The sequence below is a fragment of the Enterobacter sp. CC120223-11 genome, from assembly GCF_900215375.1.
Lineage (GTDB): Bacteria > Pseudomonadota > Gammaproteobacteria > Enterobacterales > Enterobacteriaceae > Scandinavium.
The window spans coordinates 210,459-230,389 of the sequence record NZ_OBEF01000002.1; the positions used below are offsets into that span (position 1 = coordinate 210,459).

18 protein-coding genes are annotated in these 19,931 nt (G+C 54.8%); 4 read left to right on the plus strand and 14 right to left on the minus strand.

The features are described 5' to 3' along the window. The first annotated feature begins 49 nt into the window (after positions 1 to 49). The gene (locus CRO87_RS03230) at positions 50 to 784 is read left to right on the plus strand and encodes a GntR family transcriptional regulator (RefSeq protein WP_097161486.1); all 735 of its coding nucleotides are present in this window, start codon (positions 50 to 52) and stop codon (positions 782 to 784) included. 29 nt (positions 785 to 813) lie between these two features. On the opposite strand, the gene CRO87_RS03235 is transcribed toward CRO87_RS03230, so the two are convergent. The 5 genes from CRO87_RS03235 to panE all read right to left on the minus strand — a co-directional run bounded on the left by CRO87_RS03235 (position 814) and on the right by panE (position 5,933). Continuing rightward, positions 814 to 1,536 carry a glucosamine-6-phosphate deaminase gene (locus CRO87_RS03235; RefSeq protein WP_097161487.1) on the minus strand — a complete coding sequence of 241 codons (723 nt, stop codon included), beginning with the start codon at positions 1,534 to 1,536 and terminating at the stop codon, positions 814 to 816. A gap of 9 nt (positions 1,537 to 1,545) precedes the next feature. Continuing rightward, entirely contained in the window at positions 1,546 to 2,862 is a 1,317-nt protein-coding gene (locus CRO87_RS03240) for a 6-phospho-beta-glucosidase (RefSeq protein ID WP_097161488.1), read from the minus strand. Between the two features lie 12 nt (positions 2,863 to 2,874). Continuing rightward, complete coding sequence (locus CRO87_RS03245) at positions 2,875 to 4,143, minus strand: PTS sugar transporter subunit IIC (protein WP_097161489.1); 1,269 nt, start codon at positions 4,141 to 4,143, stop codon at positions 2,875 to 2,877. A gap of 322 nt (positions 4,144 to 4,465) precedes the next feature. After that, a complete protein-coding gene (gene yajL / locus CRO87_RS03250; protein WP_097161490.1) occupies positions 4,466 to 5,059 on the minus strand; it encodes a protein deglycase YajL in 594 nt (197 codons plus the stop codon). Next, positions 5,019 to 5,933 (minus strand): 2-dehydropantoate 2-reductase, encoded by a 915-nt coding sequence (panE, locus tag CRO87_RS03255; RefSeq protein ID WP_097161491.1) that lies wholly within the window; start codon positions 5,931 to 5,933, stop codon positions 5,019 to 5,021. The genes yajL and panE overlap by 41 nt, the downstream gene beginning before the upstream one ends. A 143-nt stretch (positions 5,934 to 6,076) precedes the next feature. Here panE and CRO87_RS03260 point away from each other — a divergent pair, with 143 nt between their 5' ends. Then, positions 6,077 to 6,568, plus strand: coding sequence for a YajQ family cyclic di-GMP-binding protein (locus CRO87_RS03260; RefSeq protein ID WP_097161492.1), 492 nt, complete (start codon positions 6,077 to 6,079; stop codon positions 6,566 to 6,568). Here CRO87_RS03260 and CRO87_RS03265 read toward each other — a convergent pair. Beyond that, a complete protein-coding gene (locus tag CRO87_RS03265; protein ID WP_097161493.1) occupies positions 6,565 to 8,346 on the minus strand; it encodes a sigma-54-dependent Fis family transcriptional regulator in 1,782 nt (593 codons plus the stop codon). The genes CRO87_RS03260 and CRO87_RS03265 overlap by 4 nt on opposite strands. Positions 8,347 to 8,603: 257 nt before the next feature. Here CRO87_RS03265 and CRO87_RS03270 point away from each other — a divergent pair, with 257 nt between their 5' ends. Continuing rightward, positions 8,604 to 10,121 carry an aldehyde dehydrogenase family protein gene (locus CRO87_RS03270; RefSeq protein ID WP_097161494.1) on the plus strand — a complete coding sequence of 506 codons (1,518 nt, stop codon included), beginning with the start codon at positions 8,604 to 8,606 and terminating at the stop codon, positions 10,119 to 10,121. Positions 10,122 to 10,174: 53 nt separating this feature from the next. Here the strand turns inward: CRO87_RS03270 and CRO87_RS03275 are convergent, their stop codons facing one another. The 8 genes from CRO87_RS03275 to CRO87_RS03310 all read right to left on the minus strand — a co-directional run bounded on the left by CRO87_RS03275 (position 10,175) and on the right by CRO87_RS03310 (position 19,032). After that, the gene (locus CRO87_RS03275) at positions 10,175 to 11,539 is read right to left on the minus strand and encodes an MFS transporter (RefSeq protein ID WP_097161495.1); all 1,365 of its coding nucleotides are present in this window, start codon (positions 11,537 to 11,539) and stop codon (positions 10,175 to 10,177) included. A 149-nt stretch (positions 11,540 to 11,688) separates the two neighbouring features. Then, complete coding sequence (cyoE, locus tag CRO87_RS03280; RefSeq protein WP_097161496.1) at positions 11,689 to 12,576, minus strand: heme o synthase; 888 nt, start codon at positions 12,574 to 12,576, stop codon at positions 11,689 to 11,691. Between the two features lie 11 nt (positions 12,577 to 12,587). Next, positions 12,588 to 12,914 (minus strand): cytochrome o ubiquinol oxidase subunit IV, encoded by a 327-nt coding sequence (locus tag CRO87_RS03285; protein WP_097161497.1) that lies wholly within the window; start codon positions 12,912 to 12,914, stop codon positions 12,588 to 12,590. Beyond that, positions 12,914 to 13,522: a cytochrome o ubiquinol oxidase subunit III gene (locus tag CRO87_RS03290; protein ID WP_097161498.1), complete on the minus strand. Its 609-nt coding sequence runs from the start codon at positions 13,520 to 13,522 to the stop codon at positions 12,914 to 12,916. The genes CRO87_RS03285 and CRO87_RS03290 overlap by 1 nt, the downstream gene beginning before the upstream one ends. Beyond that, positions 13,512 to 15,503: a cytochrome o ubiquinol oxidase subunit I gene (gene cyoB, locus CRO87_RS03295; protein WP_097161499.1), complete on the minus strand. Its 1,992-nt coding sequence runs from the start codon at positions 15,501 to 15,503 to the stop codon at positions 13,512 to 13,514. Before cyoB ends, CRO87_RS03290 begins: the two co-directional genes overlap by 11 nt. A 17-nt stretch (positions 15,504 to 15,520) precedes the next feature. Continuing rightward, entirely contained in the window at positions 15,521 to 16,465 is a 945-nt protein-coding gene (gene cyoA / locus CRO87_RS03300) for a cytochrome o ubiquinol oxidase subunit II (protein ID WP_097161500.1), read from the minus strand. Between the two features lie 470 nt (positions 16,466 to 16,935). Further along, on the minus strand, positions 16,936 to 18,411 hold the full coding sequence (ampG, locus tag CRO87_RS03305) for a muropeptide MFS transporter AmpG (protein ID WP_097161670.1): 1,476 nt from the start codon (positions 18,409 to 18,411) through the stop codon (positions 16,936 to 16,938). A gap of 42 nt (positions 18,412 to 18,453) precedes the next feature. Next, positions 18,454 to 19,032, minus strand: a complete 579-nt coding sequence (locus tag CRO87_RS03310) for a lipoprotein (RefSeq protein ID WP_097161501.1) — start codon at positions 19,030 to 19,032, stop codon at positions 18,454 to 18,456. 311 nt (positions 19,033 to 19,343) lie between these two features. Between CRO87_RS03310 and bolA the strand changes: the two genes are divergently transcribed. Then, positions 19,344 to 19,661, plus strand: a complete 318-nt coding sequence (bolA, locus tag CRO87_RS03315) for a transcriptional regulator BolA (protein ID WP_097161502.1) — start codon at positions 19,344 to 19,346, stop codon at positions 19,659 to 19,661. Positions 19,662 to 19,931: the final 270 nt, after the last annotated feature.

The following is a 19,931-nucleotide window of genomic DNA, read 5'->3' on the forward strand; positions in this document are numbered from 1 at the left end:
TTTGCAGGCCGGGTAAGCGCCGCGCCACCCGGCAACGTTTGAGGCCGTCATGCAAAAAATCCACAAATACGTCGAAATCAAAGAGCGCCTCAAAGGCGATATTCTTAATCAGACCTATAAAAAGGGTGAAAGCATTCCCTCTGAGCGCGAGCTTGCTGGCGTTTACGGTGTGACCCGCGTGACGGTGCAGAAGGCTATCGACATCCTCGTTCAGGAAGGCTTCATCGAGCGCATTCACGGCAAAGGAATGTTCGTGCTGAAAAACAGCGCCACCAATGTTTATCTCCTGAACAACGAAACGTCCGACAGCATTCTTGGTTTCTCCCGCGAATTTCAGGGGCGTGTGAAGGTCAGCAGCCAGCTGATAACACAGACGATAATTCAGGCCGATGCCACGCTTGCCCAACATCTCGAAATTAACGCGGGTGATAACGTCTGGTTTATTCGGCGTATCCGCCTGCTCGACGGCAATCCGGTGCTGGTGGAAGACAGTAATGTTCCTCAACGGATTGTTGAAACCATTCCTGAAGCCATCCTGAAGGAAGGCTCGCTGTACGGCTATATAGAAGAGTACACCGGCAAGAAAATTAAAGACGCCGACTCAATTATTGAGGCTGCGCTATTCGACGATGAGTTTGCAGCGTTGCTGAGTATTGCCTGCGGGCAGCCGATGCTGAAAATTACCGAAGTGACGCGTCTTGCGGATAAAACGGCGTTTAACTACTCCATCAGCTACAACCGCGCCGACATTTTCCGGGTGAAAAACCTGCGTATCGAACGCTAGCAGGCACCGAAGCGCCTGCCTGTCTGGCCCTACAGCGCGCTTGCCGCGGCTTTATCCACAAACAAATTCGCCTGCGGCACGGTTTTCACCAGCGTTGAGGGGATCTCCACGCTTGTCGGGTGATTCACCGTTTGCGCGACAATCGCCGCTTTCTTCTCTCCGCTCGCCATCAGCACAATCTTTTTCGATGCCAGAATGGTCTTCAGACCGAGCGAAATGCCCTGTTTCACTTCACGCGGCGTACCGAAATACTTTACCGAAACCGTCTGCGTGACCGGATCGAGGTCGATCACATGGCAGGTGTTTTCCAACGACGCACCGGGTTCGTTAAAGCCGATATGACCGTTCATGCCAATGCCCAGCACGATGCAATCGATGGGGCCGTGCTTTTCAATGTAGCCGTCGACCCGTTTGCATTCGGCCTGCGGATCGTGAGTCAGCCCGTCAAAGAAGCAGATTTGTTCCTCGCGCAGCGTCAGCTTATCGAAGAAATGGTGCCAGACCATTTCCCGGCAGCTGCCTTTGTCGGCCAGGCCCAGGCCCAGCCACTCGTCCAGACCCAGAAACTGCGTGCGGGAGAAATCAACGCGGCCCTGGTTTTGCGCTTCAACCAGCGCGGCAAACACGCCGAGCGGCGTATCGCCACCTGCGATGCAAATCAGCGCGTCTGGCTTAGCCTTCACGCAATCAATCACGTTTTGTGCGACAGCCTTTGAAAGCTCTGCGTAGCCAGAAGAGATAGAAGTTTTCATCGCTGCTCCTTAGCGTTTGCCCTGATACTGCGGTAAATAACGCTGGTTCACTTCCAGATACTCATCGAGGATCTGTTCAGCAAGGTTGGCCGACGGCACCAGCGGGTTGATGGTCAGCGCCATCAGCGCCGTGTTGTAATCGCCGGTGATGGCCGCCTCGACGGCAAGCTCCTCATAGGCTTTCACGCTCTGAATCAGGCCGCGAATTTTAACCGGCAGGCGACCATAGGCCAGCGGATGCGCGCCCTGTTTGTCGATCATCGCGTTGGTTTCCAGCGTGACGTGATCGGGAAGATCCGGGGTTGCGCCGTTGTTCACGGTGTTCACCACGTGGATCTCTTTCTTGTCGTTGTAAATCGAGCTGATGATTGAGCAGGCGGTGTCGGAATACCAGGCCCCGCCGCGCTTTTCCAGTTCTTTCGGCTTATGGGAAAGGTGCGGATCCTGATACAGCTCAAACAGGCGATGCTCAATCTCGCGGGTTTGCTCGCCGCGCGTGCCTTTGCTGGTGGCATCTTTCTGCGCAGCTTCGACCATTTCGCGGGTCAGGAAGAAATACTTCAGATAGGAGATCGGGTACATATGCAGCGCTTTGGCAAAGCGTGAGGAGAAACCGATATCCGGGATGTTTTTCAGCGAGTTACTCGCGCTGCCCTGCGCCAGTTTTGCCATAAAATCATCGGTGTAATCCTCGCCTTTAATGGCGATCCGATCGGCAAAGATCAGGTGGTTGAGCCCCATGATGCGGGCATAGACGTCCTTCTTTTCTACCTCATAGGCTTTGGCGATATCCATCAGCATGCTGTTAGCGCCGCTGCAAATGCCGATGCTTTTGATTTTTGAGTGGCGAGTGATGGCCTCGGTCACGATTCCCGCCGGGTTGGTGAAGTTAATCAGCCATGCGTCGGGACAGTATTTTTCCATGTCGCGACAGATATCCATCAGCACCGGAATGGTGCGCTGGGCCTTCATAAAGCCGCCAGGGCCGGTGGTTTCCTGCCCGAGTACGCCGTACTTCAGAGGGATTTTTTCGTCATTAATGCGCGCGTCCAGGAAACCGACGCGCAGCTGCGTGGTGACGAAATCGGCATCTTTCAGCGCCTCTTCGCGATCGAGCGTCAGGTGAATGTTCATCGGGATCCCGGCCTCCCGAACCATGCGCTGCGCCAGCTTGCCGACGATCTCCAGCTTCTCTTTGCCTTCCTCAATGTCCAGCAGGTAATAGTCGGTAACCGGCAGTTCATCATAGCGTTTGATAAAGCCGTCGATCAGTTCCGGGGTGTAGCTTGAGCCGCCGCCGATGGTGACAATTTTGAGCTTTTTCATCAGATGTCCTTTTTACAATGCAGAGTCAGTTTTCAGTTCAGAATCTTTCGCGTGCTGTTCTTCAAGGTGCTCGCGCTGCAATTGCTGGCGCTCAAGCAGCCTGAAGAACGGGAAGTAGATAGCCACCGAAATCACGATGGTGCAGACGGACCAGATCACCGCCGGAATATTGCCGCCGGTCACGAACCAGGCCGCAAGAATAGGGGGCATTGTCCAGGGAATTTGCAGCACCGGGCGGCCGATGATGTCGAAATACATCAGGCTGTAGGTGGAGATGCATAACAGCATCGGCGTCAGGGTGAAGGGGATCATCAGCAGCGGGTTGAAGACAATTGGCGTGCCGAAAATCACCGGTTCGTTGATGCAAAATACGGCGGAAGGCAGCGACAGTTTGCCGACAGATTTATACATTTTGCTGCGTGAACGGAGCATCGCCAGCACCAGGCCAAGCGTGGCACCCGTCCCGCCGATGCACATAAAGACGATATAGAACCCATCGGCGGTAATGTGCGGAATGGGCTGGTGATTCAGATAAGCCTGCGTATTCTCGGCGATGTACTTCAGGAAGATGGGGCTGGTAATGCCAGAGAGGACGTTGTCGCCGTGGATGCCACAGCACCAGAGCAGCGAAATCATGAAGATTAACACCAGCATGCCTGGCAGCGAGCCCAGACCGCTTACCAGAGGGCTTAAAATTTCAGTGAAAAACGCATTGATATCAAAGCCCAACATCACTCTGACAAACCACACCAGCGTAATCGTCACCGCCGCCGGGATCAGGCTTGCAAAAGACTGCGCCACCGCGGGCGGCACGCCTTCCGGGAGCTTTATCGTTATCTCATGGCTGATGAACCATCGGATGATATGTACCGTGACGATCGCCAGAATAATGGCGGAGAACAGACCCGCGGCGCCCAGGTTGTCGACGTTCAGCTGATATTTATCGTTCAGTTGCGCCAGCAGGAAGACCACAAGCGTAACGGCTGTGCAGGTGATGGCGTTGAGTTTGTATTCTTTTGCCAGGTTATAGCTGATCCCCACGGCAGAAATCAGGCCAATTGCGCCGAAGGTGACGGCAACCGGGGCGCTGATTTTATCACTCCACGGACCAAGCCATTCGCTCCAGCCGGGAATGGGTAAATTTGCGATGATCAAAAACAGACTGCCGGTGATGGTGAATGGAAGCGTCAGGGCAATCCCGTTTCGCACGGCCACCAGGATTTTGTTTTCGCCGATCCGGATCAGGACAGGCACAACCTTGCTCTCAATAAATGTGACCACGGGTGACTCCTCTTAAGAGGTATTATTCAGGGTACGGTTAACTGGTATAGTCCAGTTGATTTGGAGTTTTCCATGCTTGCTGGGGAGTGTCAATGGCAGGAGGGAGTGGCTGAATTTTGTGTAACCAAATGAACTACAATAAGTTTTACTGCTAAGTGCGGTATTTTCTGCCCGCCAGAGGATGAGGGAAATGTGAGAAGTGTGAGCTTTAACACGTAACTGTTGAGGCTGTCAGGGCATGTCTGGCCGTGCTTTGCGTGCCCGACATCGGGGGCGGGGAAGGCCGGGGCAGAGGTAATCCGTCACCCGGCACAGGCCTGAATTACTCTGAATAGTGGTTGTATATTCCGGCGGGCAAGACCAGCTGCGAGGCGACCTCGTAAGCCTTTTTCTGTCCAACCAGCAGGTCGATAAGCTTTAAGCCGAAATCAATGCTGGTGCCAGGACCCTGGCTGGTCAGCAGATTAACGCGCGGGTCCCAGACCACGCGCTTATCCTGCCACTGGTCTTGCGGAATGGTCTCTTTCAGCGCGGGGAAACCGGTCATGTTGCCGAGCGGGAAGATATCGTGCGGCACCAGCACCGTGCCTGCGGCGGCGCAAATGGTGGCGACGATGCGCCCTGAGCGGTGAAACTGCTTCACCGTTTCCACCAGCAGCGGACTGTCGCGGAAGCATTCTGCGCCCTTCAGCCCACCGGGCAGTACGATGGCGTCAAACTCGCCGTCGGCCACATGCACCAGCGGCGCATCGGCCATAATCTTCACGCCGCGTGAGCAGGTGATGACCCGATCGCCATCGCTGGCGACGCTGGCAGTGGTGACGTTAATCCCGCCGCGAACCAGCAGGTCGATGGTGGTCACCGCTTCCATCTCCTCACTCCCAGGGGCGAGACAAACCAGCGCTGATGCGCTCATAAGAGTTCTCCTTTCGTTTTATCTGTTCAAACAGGCGGGCGTTTTCCGGCACCGCAACGCCGTGAGCGCGGGCGCGTTTGAGCAGATACCCGCTGATATAGTCGATTTCAGTCTGCCGCTGGGCACGCACGTCCTGAAGCATGGATGAAATGTTATTCGCCGTACTGTCGATAACCTGCCAGACGTAGGCCAGTAGATCTTCGGGACTCGCGTGGTGCCCTTCGCGGGCCATCACCGCCGCAACTTCAGCGCTGATGCGCTCCACTTCTTCCGGATAGTTGCGCAGCTGTCCGTTAGGGCAGTCGTAGAGCGCCGTCAGCGGGTTGATCACGCAGTTCACCGCAAGCTTACGCCAGCTGGCATTGCCGATATCGTTATGCCATGCGACATCCGGCAGCACGGAGTGAAGCGTGTCCGCCAGGAAGCTGTATTCCTGCGCGATAGCGTTGCCGGGGCCGATATGGGTGGTGCCGTTGGCGGTGTGAATGATCAGGTTGCCGTCTCGGCGCGCGGCCTGAGTGGTTATGCCGAGCAGCAGTGGCTGCTTCAGCGTTCGCAGTTCGTCCAGCGTCCCCATGCCGTTATGCATCAGCAAAATGGGGCTGGTGGCCGGAAGCTGAGCCGCCAGGTTTTTCACGGCAGTCGACACCTGCCAGGCCTTCAAGGTAACCAGCAGTAAATCGCTGCTGGCAAGCATTTCGGGATCGTTGGCGGTCAGCAGTTCGTTGAAGACACTTCCGTCCGTGTCCTGCACGTTCACGCTGCACCACGGGGCGGGGACGCGCAGCCAGCCCTGAACTTCATGCCCTTGCCGGAACAGCGCGGTCAGCCATAATTGTCCAAGGGCGCCGCATCCAAGCACGGTAATTTTCATCATTCCTCCTCACCTGCTGGGGGATCAGGCGTTCTGCTACAGTATAGCGCCGACTGCGCGCCCGCCGTCCCGGGGATAACAGGTTGTGTTCTCTGACGTTGCGGGTATTATGCATCGCAACAAAAAGAGAGGGAGAATAAAACATGCCATCTTTCGATATTGTCTCTGAAGTCGATCTTCAGGAAGCCAAAAACGCCGTGGATAATGCTGCGCGCGAAGTGGAATCCCGCTTCGATTTTCGCGGCGTGGAAGCGAGCATCGAGCTGAATGAAAAGAACGAGAGCATCAAGGTGCTGAGCGAATCTGATTTCCAGGTCAATCAGCTGCTGGATATTCTGCGCGCCAAGCTGCTCAAGCGCGGCATTGAGGGGAACTCCATCGAGGTGCCGGAAGAGTTCGTGCACAGCGGAAAAACCTGGTTTGTGGAAGCTAAACTGAAAACCGGGATTGAGAGCTCAGTACAGAAGAAAATCGTCAAGCTGATTAAAGACAGCAAGCTGAAGGTGCAGGCGCAGATTCAGGGCGAAGAGATTCGCGTGACCGGTAAAGCGCGCGACGATCTGCAGGCGGTGATGGCGCTGGTGCGCGGCGGCAATCTCGGCCAGCCTTTCCAGTTCAAAAACTTCCGCGACTAATTTTCGTCACGGACGCGTGCGGCACGCCGGTAAAGGGTGCTGCGCGCAACGCCCAATGCCTGCGCGGCCTTGCTGATATTGCCGTTGAAGCGCGCCAGCGTGCTGGCAATCAGCGCTGTATCATGCTGCTTCAGGTTTTCCGCAGGTTCAGGGATTTCCTGTCGGTACTCAACCGGCAAAGCATCAATGCCCAACGTCTCCCCATCTTCCGCCAGCGCCAGTAGCACCTTCATCAGGCTTCGTAACTGACGCACGTTTCCCGGCCAGCCGAAGTGGGCCAGCGTTTCCAGCAGCGGTGGCGAAAGTGTGATACGCCGCGCCTGACCACCCAGCTCCAGCCACTGCTGTTCGATAAAGGCCACTAGCTCAGGCCACTCCCGCAGCGGCGGGATGGTCAGGGTAAACTCCTGCAGCCTATAAAGTAGATCCTCGCGAAACTCGCCATTAGCAACCAGCTGCGCCAGGTTACGGTGTGTGGCGCAGATCACGGCAAAGTTGACCGGCCAGCTGCGGCTTGAACCCAGCGGCGCGACCACTTTGTCCTGCAATACTCTGAGCAGACGGGTTTGCAGGGCCAGCGGCATGTCACCGATTTCATCGAGGAACAGGACCCCGCCGTCCGCTTCGCGAATTTTACCGATATAGCCATTTTTATTCGCCCCGGTGAAGGCGCCGGGCTGGTAGCCAAACAGCTCCGATTCAATCAGCGATTCCGGAATAGCGGCGCAGTTAATGGCGATAAATTTCCCCTCACGCCAGCGGCTGCGCTGATACAGCGTCTGGCTGACAAACTCTTTCCCGCTCCCGGTTTCCCCCTGAACGCAGAGCGATACGCCCGCATTGAGCAGGCGCACCATTTTTTCGCCGTTCTGCTTCAGCGAGAAAGGCCACGCCACGGCAGGTTTTGGCGGCACGCTGACGAGGGTTTGCGCTGGGGCACGCAGGCGATAATAGTAAGTTTCAGCAGAATGGATGGCAGGCATTGGCACCGCGCAGGGCGTCTGCTTCAGCTGCGGGAAGAGCTGCCCAAAAGTGATGCTGCCGAGCCGTTCAGCGTCAATCCCCAGTTTGCGCAGCGCAAGGCGATTGGCGGTGGTCAGCACGTTGTCGGAAAACACCAGCAGCATCTCTTCCACGCTGTCGAGCTTTTGCGGATCAGGATGCAGGCTCATCAGCCACTGCTGAGGATGAAGGCTCTGTTTGACCCAAAGATACTCAATTTGCCTGGCGGCAGATTTCACCCACGCCAGGGTATGAGTATGAGAAAAGTGCGCCGGGCCGGAGATATCCAGCACGCCTGCCACCTGGCCATCGGGCGTCTGCAAGGGAATCGCGGCGCAGTAGAGGTTCTGATTGCTGGTGAGAAAATGCTGCTCGCCGTCGATCTCACAGCTGTCATCAATGGCAAGCGCCGTGCCGATGGCGTTGGTGCCTCGCCCATTTTCGCTCCACAGCGTCCCTGGCGACAGGGCGAAACGCTGTGCTTTCTCCATGGCGCTCATGTTGCCGATTGTCTGTAGCACCACGCCGGTGGCATCAGTTAGCACAACCACCGACTGAGTTTCCGTCAGGCTTTCTGCCAGATGGTTGGCCATGGGGAAAGCGTAGCGCTGCAGGCCTGAGTGGCTGGCGAGACGATCGGCAAGCTCACCCTGGCCGAGCAGCGGGAAATCTTCAGCGCTGCGTTCCAGCCCATAGAGTTCGCTGCGAAACCACGATTCACGCAGCAAAGGGGTGCTGTGAGCCTGGCCCACGCTGTCGGTGGATTTTCCCTGCATCGAACACCTCAACGGAACAGAAAGTGTTGCGATATTGTAGCTTGATGGTTTGTTTAATGTTGCGTTACGCGACACGAAAGCGAACATTGCTGCGACAAATTTATGCTTATCGCTTTGTCTTGCCACTAATTCATTGAAAGTGAATGATTTATTAGAAAGTGGAAATTCTGGCATGCAGGGTGCAATGCATGAAGCACAGCGCGCGAAACAAAAAAGAAACACGCCGCTGTTCCTCAACCCTACAGAAGGAGTTCGCCATGCGTTATGCACATCCTGGCAAGCCAGGTGCCCTGATCACGCTGCAGGCTACTTACGGCAACTATATCGACGGCCAGTTCGTTGAACCCGTTAACGGTGAGTATTTCATGAATACCTCTCCCGTGGATGGAAGCAACATCGGTCAGTTCCCGCGCTCCGGTGCGGACGACATCAATAAAGCGCTGGATGCTGCACATCGTGCGGCTGAGGGCTGGGGCAAAACCTCTGCGCAGGAACGTTCCAATTTGCTGTTACAGGTTGCTGACAGAATCGCTGAGAATCTGGAGATGCTGGCGATTGCGGAAAGCTGGGATAACGGCAAACCGGTGCGTGAAACGCTGAACGCAGATATTCCTCTTGCGGTGGATCATTTCCGTTATTTTGCGGGCTGTTTACGCGCGCAGGAGGGCAGTACGGCGGAGATCGACGAAAATACCGTGGCCTATCACTTCTATGAACCACTGGGCGTGGTGGGGCAAATTATCCCCTGGAACTTCCCGCTGCTGATGGCGGCGTGGAAGCTGGCTCCGGCGCTGGCGGCGGGCAACTGCGTGGTGCTGAAGCCTGCGGAGCAAACACCGCTCAGCATCACGCTGCTGATGGAAATCATTGGTGATTTGTTCCCGGCGGGGGTGGTGAACATCGTTCAGGGCTATGGCAAGGAAGCAGGTGAAGCACTGGCGACCAGCAAACGTATCGCCAAAATTGCCTTTACTGGCTCAACGCCGGTCGGGCGTCACATTATGGCCTGTGCGGCAGAGAACATTATTCCTTGCACCGTGGAGCTTGGCGGCAAATCACCGAACATCTACTTTGCCGACGTGATGAACGCCGAAGAATCCTTTATTGAAAAAGCGGTTGAGGGCCTGGTGTTGGGCTTCTTCAACCAGGGTGAGGTTTGTACCTGTCCGTCTCGGGCTCTGATCCACGAGTCGATTTACGAGCCGTTCATGGAACGCGTGATGGCGAAGATCGCCAATATCCGCCGCGGTGACCCGTTTGATACCGACACCATGATCGGCGCTCAGGCCTCGCGTCAGCAGTACGATAAGATCATGTCTTATATCAACATTGCCCGTGAAGAGGGCGGCAAGATCCTCACCGGCGGCGATAAGGCGACGGTCAACGATCTGGATAATGGCTTCTACATTCAGCCGACCCTGATCAAAGGCACCAATGCCATGCGCAGCTTCCAGGAGGAGATCTTTGGCCCGGTAATCGGCATTCTGACCTTTAAGGATGAAGCGGAAGCGCTGGCGCTGGCCAACGACACGCAGTATGGCCTTGGGGCAGGCGTGTGGACGCGCGACAGCAACCTTGCTTATCGCATGGGGCGGGGCATTAAGGCGGGGCGCGTCTGGACCAACTGTTACCACGTTTACCCGGCACACGCGGCGTTTGGTGGCTATAAGCAGTCTGGTGTCGGGCGTGAAACGCACAAGATGGCGCTGGACGCCTACCAGCACACCAAAAATATCCTGGTGAGCTACGGCACGGCGCCGCTGGGCCTGTTCTGATTATTTATCAGGTGCAGATATGACAACGGCTTCCTCAGGGAAGCCGTTAATTTTTAGGGATTGGCTATCAGGGTTTCGACGTCGTAGCGGTTCGTCACTTTGCTGTCGATTTTGACGTACGCCGAGCGTTCCTCGCCGATGACCAGCACTTCCTTCACGCCCTCTTTCGCCAGCAGACGATTTTTCAGGTGCTCATCGGCATCAACACCGTCAGGAATGGCGATACGCAGGCTGCTAACGTACTGCGGCTCCTGCATGGTCATCGCCACCAGTAGCCAGACTGTGGCCAGCAGGGCACCCATCAGAAACACGGTTTGTGAGTCGAAATAGCCATCAAGCCAGCCGCCAAGTGAGCCACCGATGGCCACACCGAGGAACTGGCTGGTGGAGTAAATGCCCATTGCGGTGCCCTTATAGCCCGCCGGAGATTCTTTGCTGATAAGCGACGGCAGCAGCGCTTCCATCAGGTTGAAGGCGAGGAAGAACAGCTGCACGCCCGCGACCAGTTCCCAGAAGTATGCCCCTGAGCCCCAAAGCACGATTTCCGCAATCAGAATCAGGGCGATGCAGAACAGGAACACGCGCTTCATGCGGCGTTTCACTTCCGCATAAATGATAAACGGCACCACGGCGATGAAGGAGACGACCATGGTGGCGAGATAAATTTTCCAGTGTTCCGCCGCCGGGAAGCCGGCCGCTTCTAACTGGCCGGGCAGGGCGACGAAGGTGGACATCAGCAGAATGTGCAGGCACATGATGCCGAAATTGAGCTTCAGCAATCTCGGCTCCAGCAGCACCTTGCTGAAGCAGCCTTTCACCATGCCGGACTCGCGGTTCAGCACGTGGTTTTCGCTGTTCGGCACCACCCACAGCGTCAGCAAAATGCCGAGCGTGGCAAGACCGGAGATCATCCAGAACAGCGCGTGCAGGCCAAGCTTGTGGGTGATGATCGGGCCAAGCACCATAGCGATGGCGAAGGTGACGCCAAAGCTGACGCCGATAAAGGCCATCGCTTTAGTGCGGTTCTGTTCGCGGGTCAGGTCGGAAAGCAGTGCCATCACGGCGGCGGCAATTGCGCCGGAGCCCTGCAATGCGCGGCCGAGGATAATCCCCCAGATGGAGTCAGAGAGCGCGGCAATCACGCTGCCGAGCACGAAAATCAGTAAGCCGCCAACAATTAGCGGTTTGCGGCCAATGCGGTCGGACATCAGGCCGAAGGGGATCTGAAACACCGCTTGTGCAAGCCCATAAATGCCGATGGCGATGCCAATCAGCGCTTCGCTGGCTCCCTGCAACGCCATGCCGTACGTGGTCAGAACGGGCAGAACCATAAACATGCCGAGCATGCGCAGTGAGAATACGGTCCCTAAACCCCAGGTTGCGCGCAGTTCGCCCGGCGTCATTTTAAAATCGTTCATTTCCACCTCAGAATAAAAGCAGCGCTTAGTGTAAGGCCAGGGAAGGGCAGGGTAAATAAGGGGTTGTGTAACAAATATTACATTGGGAATTTATTGATAACGTGAATAAAAAAGGGTGCCGAAGCACCCTTTTAACTGGTTCGTCAGAATTACCAGACGTAAGCCAGCACGGAATGAGAATCCGGCACCATGAAGTCGACGGACATCATCACCGAAAGCGAGGTGATGGCGACGATAGAGAAGACGAACAGCTTGCGCGCCCAGACTCTGTCGTCTGCCACCTTATACCCTCGCAGCGCCATGCCGAGCCACCAGACGCTCACTGCTGCGGCCACCACCAGGTATTTATACCCGGCATAGCCACCCAGGGAGAGCATCAGCGTCGCGACGGCGAAGGCGATGATGTAGAGCGTGATGTGGTTCTTGGCAACGGAAATCCCCTTCACAACCGGCAGAACCGGAATGTTCGCCGCCTGATAATCCTTAAAGCGGAAAATCGCGATGGCGTAGGAGTGCGGCATCTGCCAGAGGCTGAAAATAGCCAGCAGAATGGCCGCGCCGCTGTCAAAGCTGCCGGTGACGGCACAGTAGCCAATCACCGGAGGCGCTGCGCCAGAAAGGGAACCAATCAGCGTGCCGTAAACGGAATGGCGCTTCATGTACAGGCTGTAAACGCCGACATAGACCACGAAGCCCATTACGCCAAGCCAGCAGGCCAGCGGATTCGCGCCGAACCACAGCAGAGCGAAGCCAGCAACACCCAGCAAAGTGGCATACACCAGCGAAACGTTCGCAGAAATCAGGCCTTTAACCAGCACCCGATTCTTGGTTCGTTCCATCTTCTTGTCGATATCCCTGTCGATGTAGTTGTTGAAGACACAACCGGACGCAACGACCAGCGATACGCCGACCAGCGTGTAGATAAACAGCGGGTAATCGATGTGGCCTTTGGAGGCCAGCAGGAAACCGCCGATCACCGAGATCAGGTTACCGAAGATGATGCCTGGTTTTGTTACTTGCAGGTATTGCTTAAACATACTCGCCGCTCTTATCGAACCATCATGTTGTAGTTAAGGTTCCACATGATCCAGATAGAACCTATCACCACAATCGCAATGATTAGCACAGTAAAGACGAAAGCCGTCATGTTCCAGCCTTCATCTGACTTGGTGTTCATGTGCAGGAAGCACACCAGATGCACCACGATCTGTACTACTGCTGCCGCCAGCACACAGCCAATCATGGCAATGTGCGAAGCTGAGCCGTTCATCACCATCGCAAACGGGATAATCGTCAGGATGATCGACAGGACAAAGCCTGTCATGTAGGTTTTTACGCTACCGTGGGAAGCGCCGTGATCGGTTGAATGACTCATTACATCGCCCCCATCAGATAGACTACAGAGAACACGCAGATCCACACCACGTCCAGGAAGTGCCAGAACAGGCTCAGGCACAGGATACGGGTGCGGTTAGTGCTGGTCAGGCCGCGACGGTTAATCTGGAACATCAGTACTGCCATCCAGATAAGACCAGAGGTCACGTGCAGACCGTGAGTGCCGACCAGCGCGAAGAACGCGGACAGGAAGCCACTGCGATCCGGACCCATACCTTCAACAATCAGGTGATGGAATTCATAGATTTCCATCGCGATGAACCCTGCACCGAACAGCCAGGTCAGGGCAAGCCAGGAGATAACCTGGCTCTTGTTGTTTTTGTACATGGCGATAGCCGCCATGCCGTAGGTGATGGAGCTGAACAGCAGCAGGGCGGTTTCAACCAGCACGAACGGCAGCTCGAAAATGTCCTTACCTGCCGGGCCACCGGCGGTGTTGTTAACCAACACCGCGTAGGTCGCGAACAGAATAGAGAACAGTACGCAGTCGCTCATCAGGTAGATCCAGAAGCCGAAGACTTTGGTCGGCCCTGTATCGTGATGCCCGTGGTCGTGGGCGTGCGCGTTAGTCAAAGTATCAGTTGCCATTTTTCAGCCCTGCCTTAGCGATCTCATCGAAATGCTGGTTTTCCAGTTTTTCGATTTCTGCAACCGGAACGTAGTAGTCCACGTCCTCATCGAAGCTTTTCACAATCCAGCTGATCACGATGCCGAGGAAGCCGACAATCGCCATCCACCAGATATGCCAGATCATGGCAAAACCGAAGACGGTTGCGAAGGCCGCAATCACGATGCCCGCACCGCTGTTTTTCGGCATATGAATCTCTTCATAGCCAGCCGGTTTCTTGTACGCTTCGCCTTTCTCTTTCATTTCCCAGAACGCGTCACGCTCATGAATGTGCGGCACGTGGGCAAAGTTGTAGAACGGCGCAGGAGAAGAGGTTGCCCACTCCAGCGTACGACCACCCCATGGGTCACCGGTCAGGTCACGGTTCTGCTCGCGGTCGCGAATAGAAACGTAGTACTGAATCAGCTGACACAGGATACCGCAGGCAATCAGCGCCGCACCGCAGGCTGCAACAACCAGCATTGGGTGGAACTGCGGATCGATCTGCTGGCTCAGACGACGGGTCATGCCCATGAAGCCCAGCACGTACAGCGGCATAAACGCTACGAAGAAGCCGATGATCCAGAACCAGAAGGCGCGTTTGCCCCAGGTTTCGTTCAGGGTGAAGCCAAAGGCTTTCGGCCACCAGTAGGTGATCCCGGCGAAGCAACCGAACACCACACCGCCGATGATGACGTTATGGAAGTGCGCGATCAGGAACAGGCTGTTGTGCAGCACGAAGTCCGCGCCCGGAACCGCCAGCAGAACGCCGGTCATACCGCCGACCGAGAAGGTCACGATAAAGCCGATGGTCCACAGCATCGCGGAATGGAACACGATACGACCCTGATACATGGTGAACAGCCAGTTGAAGATCTTAACCCCGGTTGGGATCGCGATAATCATGGTGGCAATACCGAAGAAGGCGTTTACGTTCGCGCCAGCACCCATGGTGAAGAAGTGGTGCAGCCAGACGATGAACGACAGAACGGTAATACACACGGTTGCCCACACCAGCGAGGTGTAACCAAACAGACGCTTACGGGAGAAGGTGGCCGCCACTTCGGAGAACACACCAAACACCGGCAGCACCAGAATGTACACTTCCGGATGGCCCCAGGCCCAAATCAGGTTGATGTACATCATCATGTTGCCGCCCATTTCGTTAGTGAAGAAATGGGTACCGATATAACGGTCAAGGGTCAGCAGCGCGATGGTGACGGTCAGGATTGGGAATGACGCAATAATCAGGACGTTAGCGCACAGAGAAGCCCAGGTGAAAACAGGCATCTTGAACATGGTCATGCCAGGGGCACGCATCTTGATGATGGTCACAAAGAAGTTGATACCCGTCAGCGTCGTACCGATACCGGAGAGCTGAAGCGCCCAAATCCAGTAATCGACCCCGACACCCGGACTGTACTCAATGCCCGACAGCGGTGGATAAGCCAGCCAGCCGGTCTGTGCGAATTCGCCCACGCCGAGTGACAGGTTAACCAGGATAACGCCGACCACGGTGAACCAGAAGCTCAGGTTGTTCAGGAACGGGAACGCAACGTCGCGCGCGCCGATCTGTAAAGGAACAACCACGTTCATCAGGCCAATAACCAGAGGCATCGCCACGAAGAAGATCATGATAACGCCGTGAGCGGTAAAGATCTGATCGTAGTGGTGAGGCGGCAGGAAGCCGGCTTCACCCGCCGAGGCAAGGACCTGCTGGCTACGCATCATGATGGCGTCAGCAAAGCCACGAATCAGCATCACGATACCGACGATGCAGTACATGATGCCGAGTTTTTTGTGGTCGACAGACGTCAGCCACTCTTTCCACAGGTAGGTCCACTTACCGAAGTAAGTGATCAGCGCCAGCAGCGCCAGACCCCCGATGATAATGGCAGCCACCGTAACCACGATAATCGGTTCGTGGTAGGGCACTGCATCCAGTGTCAATTTTCCGAACATGTTTCTTCCTCGGCCCCTTAGTGAGCGGTTTCCGCGTGGCTCATGTCCATGCCTTCCATCCCTTCGTGTGAGGCGTGCTCACCGGCAGGTTGGCTCATGTCCATGTGACCGTGCCCCATGAATTTGTTGATAACATCAACAAACAGGTCTGGTTTCACGCTGGAGAAGTATTCCACCTTGTTGTATTCGCTCGGTGCAGCCAGTTTCTCGTAGGCGGCCATGTCATTCATGGTGCTCTGAGACTGTTTCACTTTCGCGACCCACTGATCAAACGTTGCCTGATCCGGTGTGGCAATGGCTTTGAACTTCATTCCGGAGAAGCCCGGGCCACTGTAGCTGGCGGAGATACCGTCGTAGGTGCCTGCTTCATTCGCGATCAGGTGCAGGTTGGTCTGCATACCTGGCATTGAATAAATCTGGCTGCCTAAACGTGGGATAAAGAACGAGTTCATCACGGAGTTGGAGGTCACTTTGAACTGCACCGGTACGTTCGCCGGGAAGGCGATTTCGTTCACGGTGGCAATGCCCTGATCCGGATAAATGAAGAACCATTTCCAGTCCATTGAAACAACTTCAATGGTGACAGGTTTTTCGTCATGAACCAGCGGTTTGCTTGGCTCAAGCGCGTGTGTGGTTTTCCACGTCAGCACGGCAAGGAACAGGATGATAAGGATAGGCACCGTCCAGACCACAGCTTCCACTTTATTGGAGTGTGACCAGTTAGGGCTATACTTAGCATCTTTGTTGCTCGCACGGTACTTCCAGGCGAAACCAACGGCCATCAAGATGGCGGGAATAACGACAATCATCATCAGGCCAAAAGCCGTCAGTATCAACGAACGTTGCTCCAGTCCAATCTGTCCTTTGGGGTCAAGTAGCGCAGAATCGCAGCCGCTGAGTAAAACAGTGCCTGCGAGTAATGACAACCATCCCAAACTTTTATTGTATTTCCTGAGTCTCATGTAACGACCTCAATTCCACGGGATTTGGTGGCGTTTAAAGTGTGGGGGCATTTTACGGGAAGGTTACATTACTGTAAACATGATTGGAGAAGTGTCTTTCAGCTGTTACCGGGTTCTGCCGGGGCTGTCACAGATGTTGCCGATTGTGTCTAAAATCCAGGCAGATAGCGCATCAGCGCGGTTTTATAACAAAAGCGGAGAGAAGAGATCTCTTTCGCGGGCAATAGGTATAACCAATGCCAAAAACACACAAATGGTTAACAGTTAATTATCAAATGCACGACATCAAGAAAACAATAAAATAATCGCGCTTTGGCTGAATCGGTTAAGGAAATATGCCGAAACTTAAAAAGCGCCAGTAATTTCCGAAATTAGATAGCGCACAAAATAACAATCGGAAAAATTGAATGGATTATTGCCGTTATAATTACCGAAAGTAACTACAACGACAAATAACGTTTATTTATTGCTCAGATTCGTGCCGATTTGCGCAGCGCCAACGCATCGAGGATCCCACCCAGCACAATCCCGGACACCGCAATCAGTGCGCCAATCTCCAGCAGGCCAGTGAGGAACGAGAAGTTAGTCAAATCCAGCGCGTTCATGACCAGCAGCACCAGCCAGACGGCCAGCACCAGACAGCCAACAGCGAGAATTTGCAGCGCTATTGAATAAGCGGTTTTGAACTGCGTGCGCGGCATAAAACTTTCACTCTGCCAGGTGTACTCGAGCGTTTGTCGGCAAAGCAATAAAAGCAAAATGCCCGGAACGGCGGCGAAGACCGAGAACAGATAGAACGTCGGCCAGCCGTGCGCTTCAACAAACCAGCCCGCAATGGGGCCAACGTAAACGCGACCTACCGCTGAAAGGGCCGAGAGGAGCGCGAACTGCGTTGCCGAAAATGATTTGTTGCACAGCGTCATCAGCAGGGCGACAAACGCCGAAGTGCCCATGCCGCCGCACAGGTTTTCGAAGAATACAGCGGTGCCCATGCTCAGCATGTGCTTATCGGTTATCGACAGCAGCCAGTAACCGGCGTTGGATGCTCCTTGCAGAATGCCGAAAATTAACAGGGCGCGGAAAAGCGATAAACGCTGCATCAGCACGCCGCCGTAGAGTGCGCCGAGAATGGTGGCAAACAGGCCGAGCGTTTTATTCACCACGCCGACTTCGCCCGCATCAAAACCCACGCCGCGGATAAGGAAAGTGGTAGTGAGACTCATCGCGAACGCATCGCCAAGCTTATAAAGGACGATAAGCAGCAGAATCAGCCAGGCGTTATTACGGCCAAAGAAGTCACGCAGCGGTTCCGACACCGCCTGCTCCAGCGTTTTCGGGGCTGGAATGACGTCGCTCGGTTCAGGGGCCATCAGCGTGGCAATGATGCAGGGCACCATTAACGCCGCCATCAGCCAGTACATTGCCTGCCAGCCAAGCCACTGATCGGCGAGCCACAGCGCAAGACCGCCTGATACCAGCATCGCCAGACGATAGCCGAGCACGCTTATCGCCGCTCCTGTGCCACGTTCCTCTGGCGGAAGCACATCGGTTTTCCATGCGTCGAAGACGATGTCCTGCGATGCAGAACAGAATGCAATAACGACGGCTAACGCTGCCATCCAGCGCAGCTGGCTGGACGGTTCAAGAAAGCCCATTGCCGCAATGGCCAGCAGCAGCAATACCTGGGTGGTCAACAGCCAGCCACGACGTCGGCCTAAAAACGGCGGCGTGTAGCGGTCCATCATCGGTGACCAGAGGAATTTAAAGACGTAGGCTTGACCGACGAGGGAGAAGAAGCCGATGGTTTTAAGATCGATATTCTCGACGGTCATCCACGCCTGAAGCGTGCCGGAAGTGAGCGCCAGCGGTAAACCGGAGGCGAAACCGAGGATCAGCAGAATGGCTGATTTGGGCTGCTGGAAAAAGCGAAAGTAATGATTCGACATGGTCATAAATAACTGACCCGGCGCAGGGCCGGGTCAGAAAACTTAACGGGCGTTCTGCTTAATGAAGTCGTGAACGCTGGTGTCCTGTGCCATATCGGAGATGGTGTCCGTCAGCACGCTGTTCACCGCGTTGGCAATGTTCTGGTTGTTGGCCGTGAAGGCACCTTCAACCTGATAGCTCGCGCGGTAATTCTTAGTCATCTTATTGCCGTTCTTCGCGGTGGCAATGATGGCGATATCCGCTTTAGTGGCGATGTTGTAGCGCACGTTGCCTTGAGAGACGTCGGCGTACAGATTATTCACAATGATCTGCAGGTCAACGGCACCGTTTGGCCCAATCATATAGCCACGTGCGGTCATTTGTTTCTCAAGCACTTCCTGAAGCAGGAAACGCAGGTCGCGGGAAGCGGTCAGGGTCACCAGCTGGTTATCGCGGGTCACTTTGGCCAGCGCCTGATCAGGACGCTGATCCGCGCCGTTGATGCTGACAGTCACGCCCATCAGGCTCGGGTCCTGCGATGGCAGCGTAATTTTAGGGGAGACATCGATGGTGGTTTGCGGCTTGGCACAACCGGCCAGCATAAACATCGCAACCAACGGGAAGAGGATTTTTTTTAACATGTTTTGACTCTCGGCGTTTCAGCTGTTCAATGGGTTTGGGGCGAAAAATTCCCGCCATCATAACATCGCCAACGGCGAGGGGAAGTGGGCGATGCATGTAAATTCATCGACCTGGATGTTTTCTGTGCTCAGGCTCGGTTTCATTCCCTCTTTTGCGACAATTCGGATGGTGAAGTGCAAAGGTTCATACGTTTGACTGAGAAAGAGAGACGAAAGCTAAATTTTTGTTGTTTTCATGTTATGGAAACGGTAAAAGCGGCTAACATTTAAAAGGAAGGGCGGCATCTTAGCGTTGTCGGAGGAGTAACTTCATGATGATACGTGAAAATATAGAAGAAAAACTGAGGGCGGCATTTGACCCCTTATTCCTCGAAGTGGTGGACGAAAGTTATCGCCACAATGTCCCGGCTGGCTCCGAAAGTCACTTTAAGGTGGTGCTGGTAAGCGATCGCTTTTCCGGAGAACGTTTCCTTAACCGTCATCGAATGATTTACGGCACGTTAACCGCCGAATTGTCGACGACCGTGCATGCACTGGCGTTGCATACCTACACCGTTAAAGAGTGGGAAGGCTTGCAGGATACGGTCTTTGCCTCTCCGCCTTGCCGTGGTGCAGGCACTATCGCGTAAAATTCGCATTTGCAACTGCCGGAACTTTTCCAGTATGTTGCGTACAGATTAAATGAGAAACGGCCTGCGGGCCGTTTTGTTTTGTTTGAATTTTGAGCGAGCAACGCATTTTTTAGGGCAAAATTACCTCAAAACTGTGAAAAATGGCGCACCCATGCGCCATTCCCGTTCTCGACTCACTACAGTGATGCCGCTATAATGCTGCGTCTTATTTTCGGAATGTCTTCGGGATGATTCTGGCAACAGGGATTGTACTTCTGTAATGAAGCG

Bases quoted from the DNA above. Each gene is read 5' to 3' on its own strand.
- CRO87_RS03230 (WP_097161486.1), top strand. From the start codon at position 50: ATGCAAAAAATCCACAAATACGTCGAAATCAAAGAGCGCCTCAAAGGC.
- CRO87_RS03235 (WP_097161487.1), bottom strand. From the start codon at position 1,536: ATGAAAACTTCTATCTCTTCTGGCTACGCAGAGCTTTCAAAGGCTGTC.
- CRO87_RS03240 (WP_097161488.1), bottom strand. From the start codon at position 2,862: ATGAAAAAGCTCAAAATTGTCACCATCGGCGGCGGCTCAAGCTACACC.
- yajL (WP_097161490.1), bottom strand. From the start codon at position 5,059: ATGAGCGCATCAGCGCTGGTTTGTCTCGCCCCTGGGAGTGAGGAGATG.
- panE (WP_097161491.1), bottom strand. From the start codon at position 5,933: ATGAAAATTACCGTGCTTGGATGCGGCGCCCTTGGACAATTATGGCTG.
- CRO87_RS03260 (WP_097161492.1), top strand. From the start codon at position 6,077: ATGCCATCTTTCGATATTGTCTCTGAAGTCGATCTTCAGGAAGCCAAA.
- CRO87_RS03265 (WP_097161493.1), bottom strand. From the start codon at position 8,346: ATGCAGGGAAAATCCACCGACAGCGTGGGCCAGGCTCACAGCACCCCT.
- CRO87_RS03270 (WP_097161494.1), top strand. From the start codon at position 8,604: ATGCGTTATGCACATCCTGGCAAGCCAGGTGCCCTGATCACGCTGCAG.
- CRO87_RS03275 (WP_097161495.1), bottom strand. From the start codon at position 11,539: ATGAACGATTTTAAAATGACGCCGGGCGAACTGCGCGCAACCTGGGGT.
- cyoE (WP_097161496.1), bottom strand. From the start codon at position 12,576: ATGTTTAAGCAATACCTGCAAGTAACAAAACCAGGCATCATCTTCGGT.
- CRO87_RS03285 (WP_097161497.1), bottom strand. From the start codon at position 12,914: ATGAGTCATTCAACCGATCACGGCGCTTCCCACGGTAGCGTAAAAACC.
- CRO87_RS03290 (WP_097161498.1), bottom strand. From the start codon at position 13,522: ATGGCAACTGATACTTTGACTAACGCGCACGCCCACGACCACGGGCAT.
- cyoB (WP_097161499.1), bottom strand. From the start codon at position 15,503: ATGTTCGGAAAATTGACACTGGATGCAGTGCCCTACCACGAACCGATT.
- cyoA (WP_097161500.1), bottom strand. From the start codon at position 16,465: ATGAGACTCAGGAAATACAATAAAAGTTTGGGATGGTTGTCATTACTC.
- ampG (WP_097161670.1), bottom strand. From the start codon at position 18,411: ATGTCGAATCATTACTTTCGCTTTTTCCAGCAGCCCAAATCAGCCATT.
- CRO87_RS03310 (WP_097161501.1), bottom strand. From the start codon at position 19,032: ATGTTAAAAAAAATCCTCTTCCCGTTGGTTGCGATGTTTATGCTGGCC.
- bolA (WP_097161502.1), top strand. From the start codon at position 19,344: ATGATGATACGTGAAAATATAGAAGAAAAACTGAGGGCGGCATTTGAC.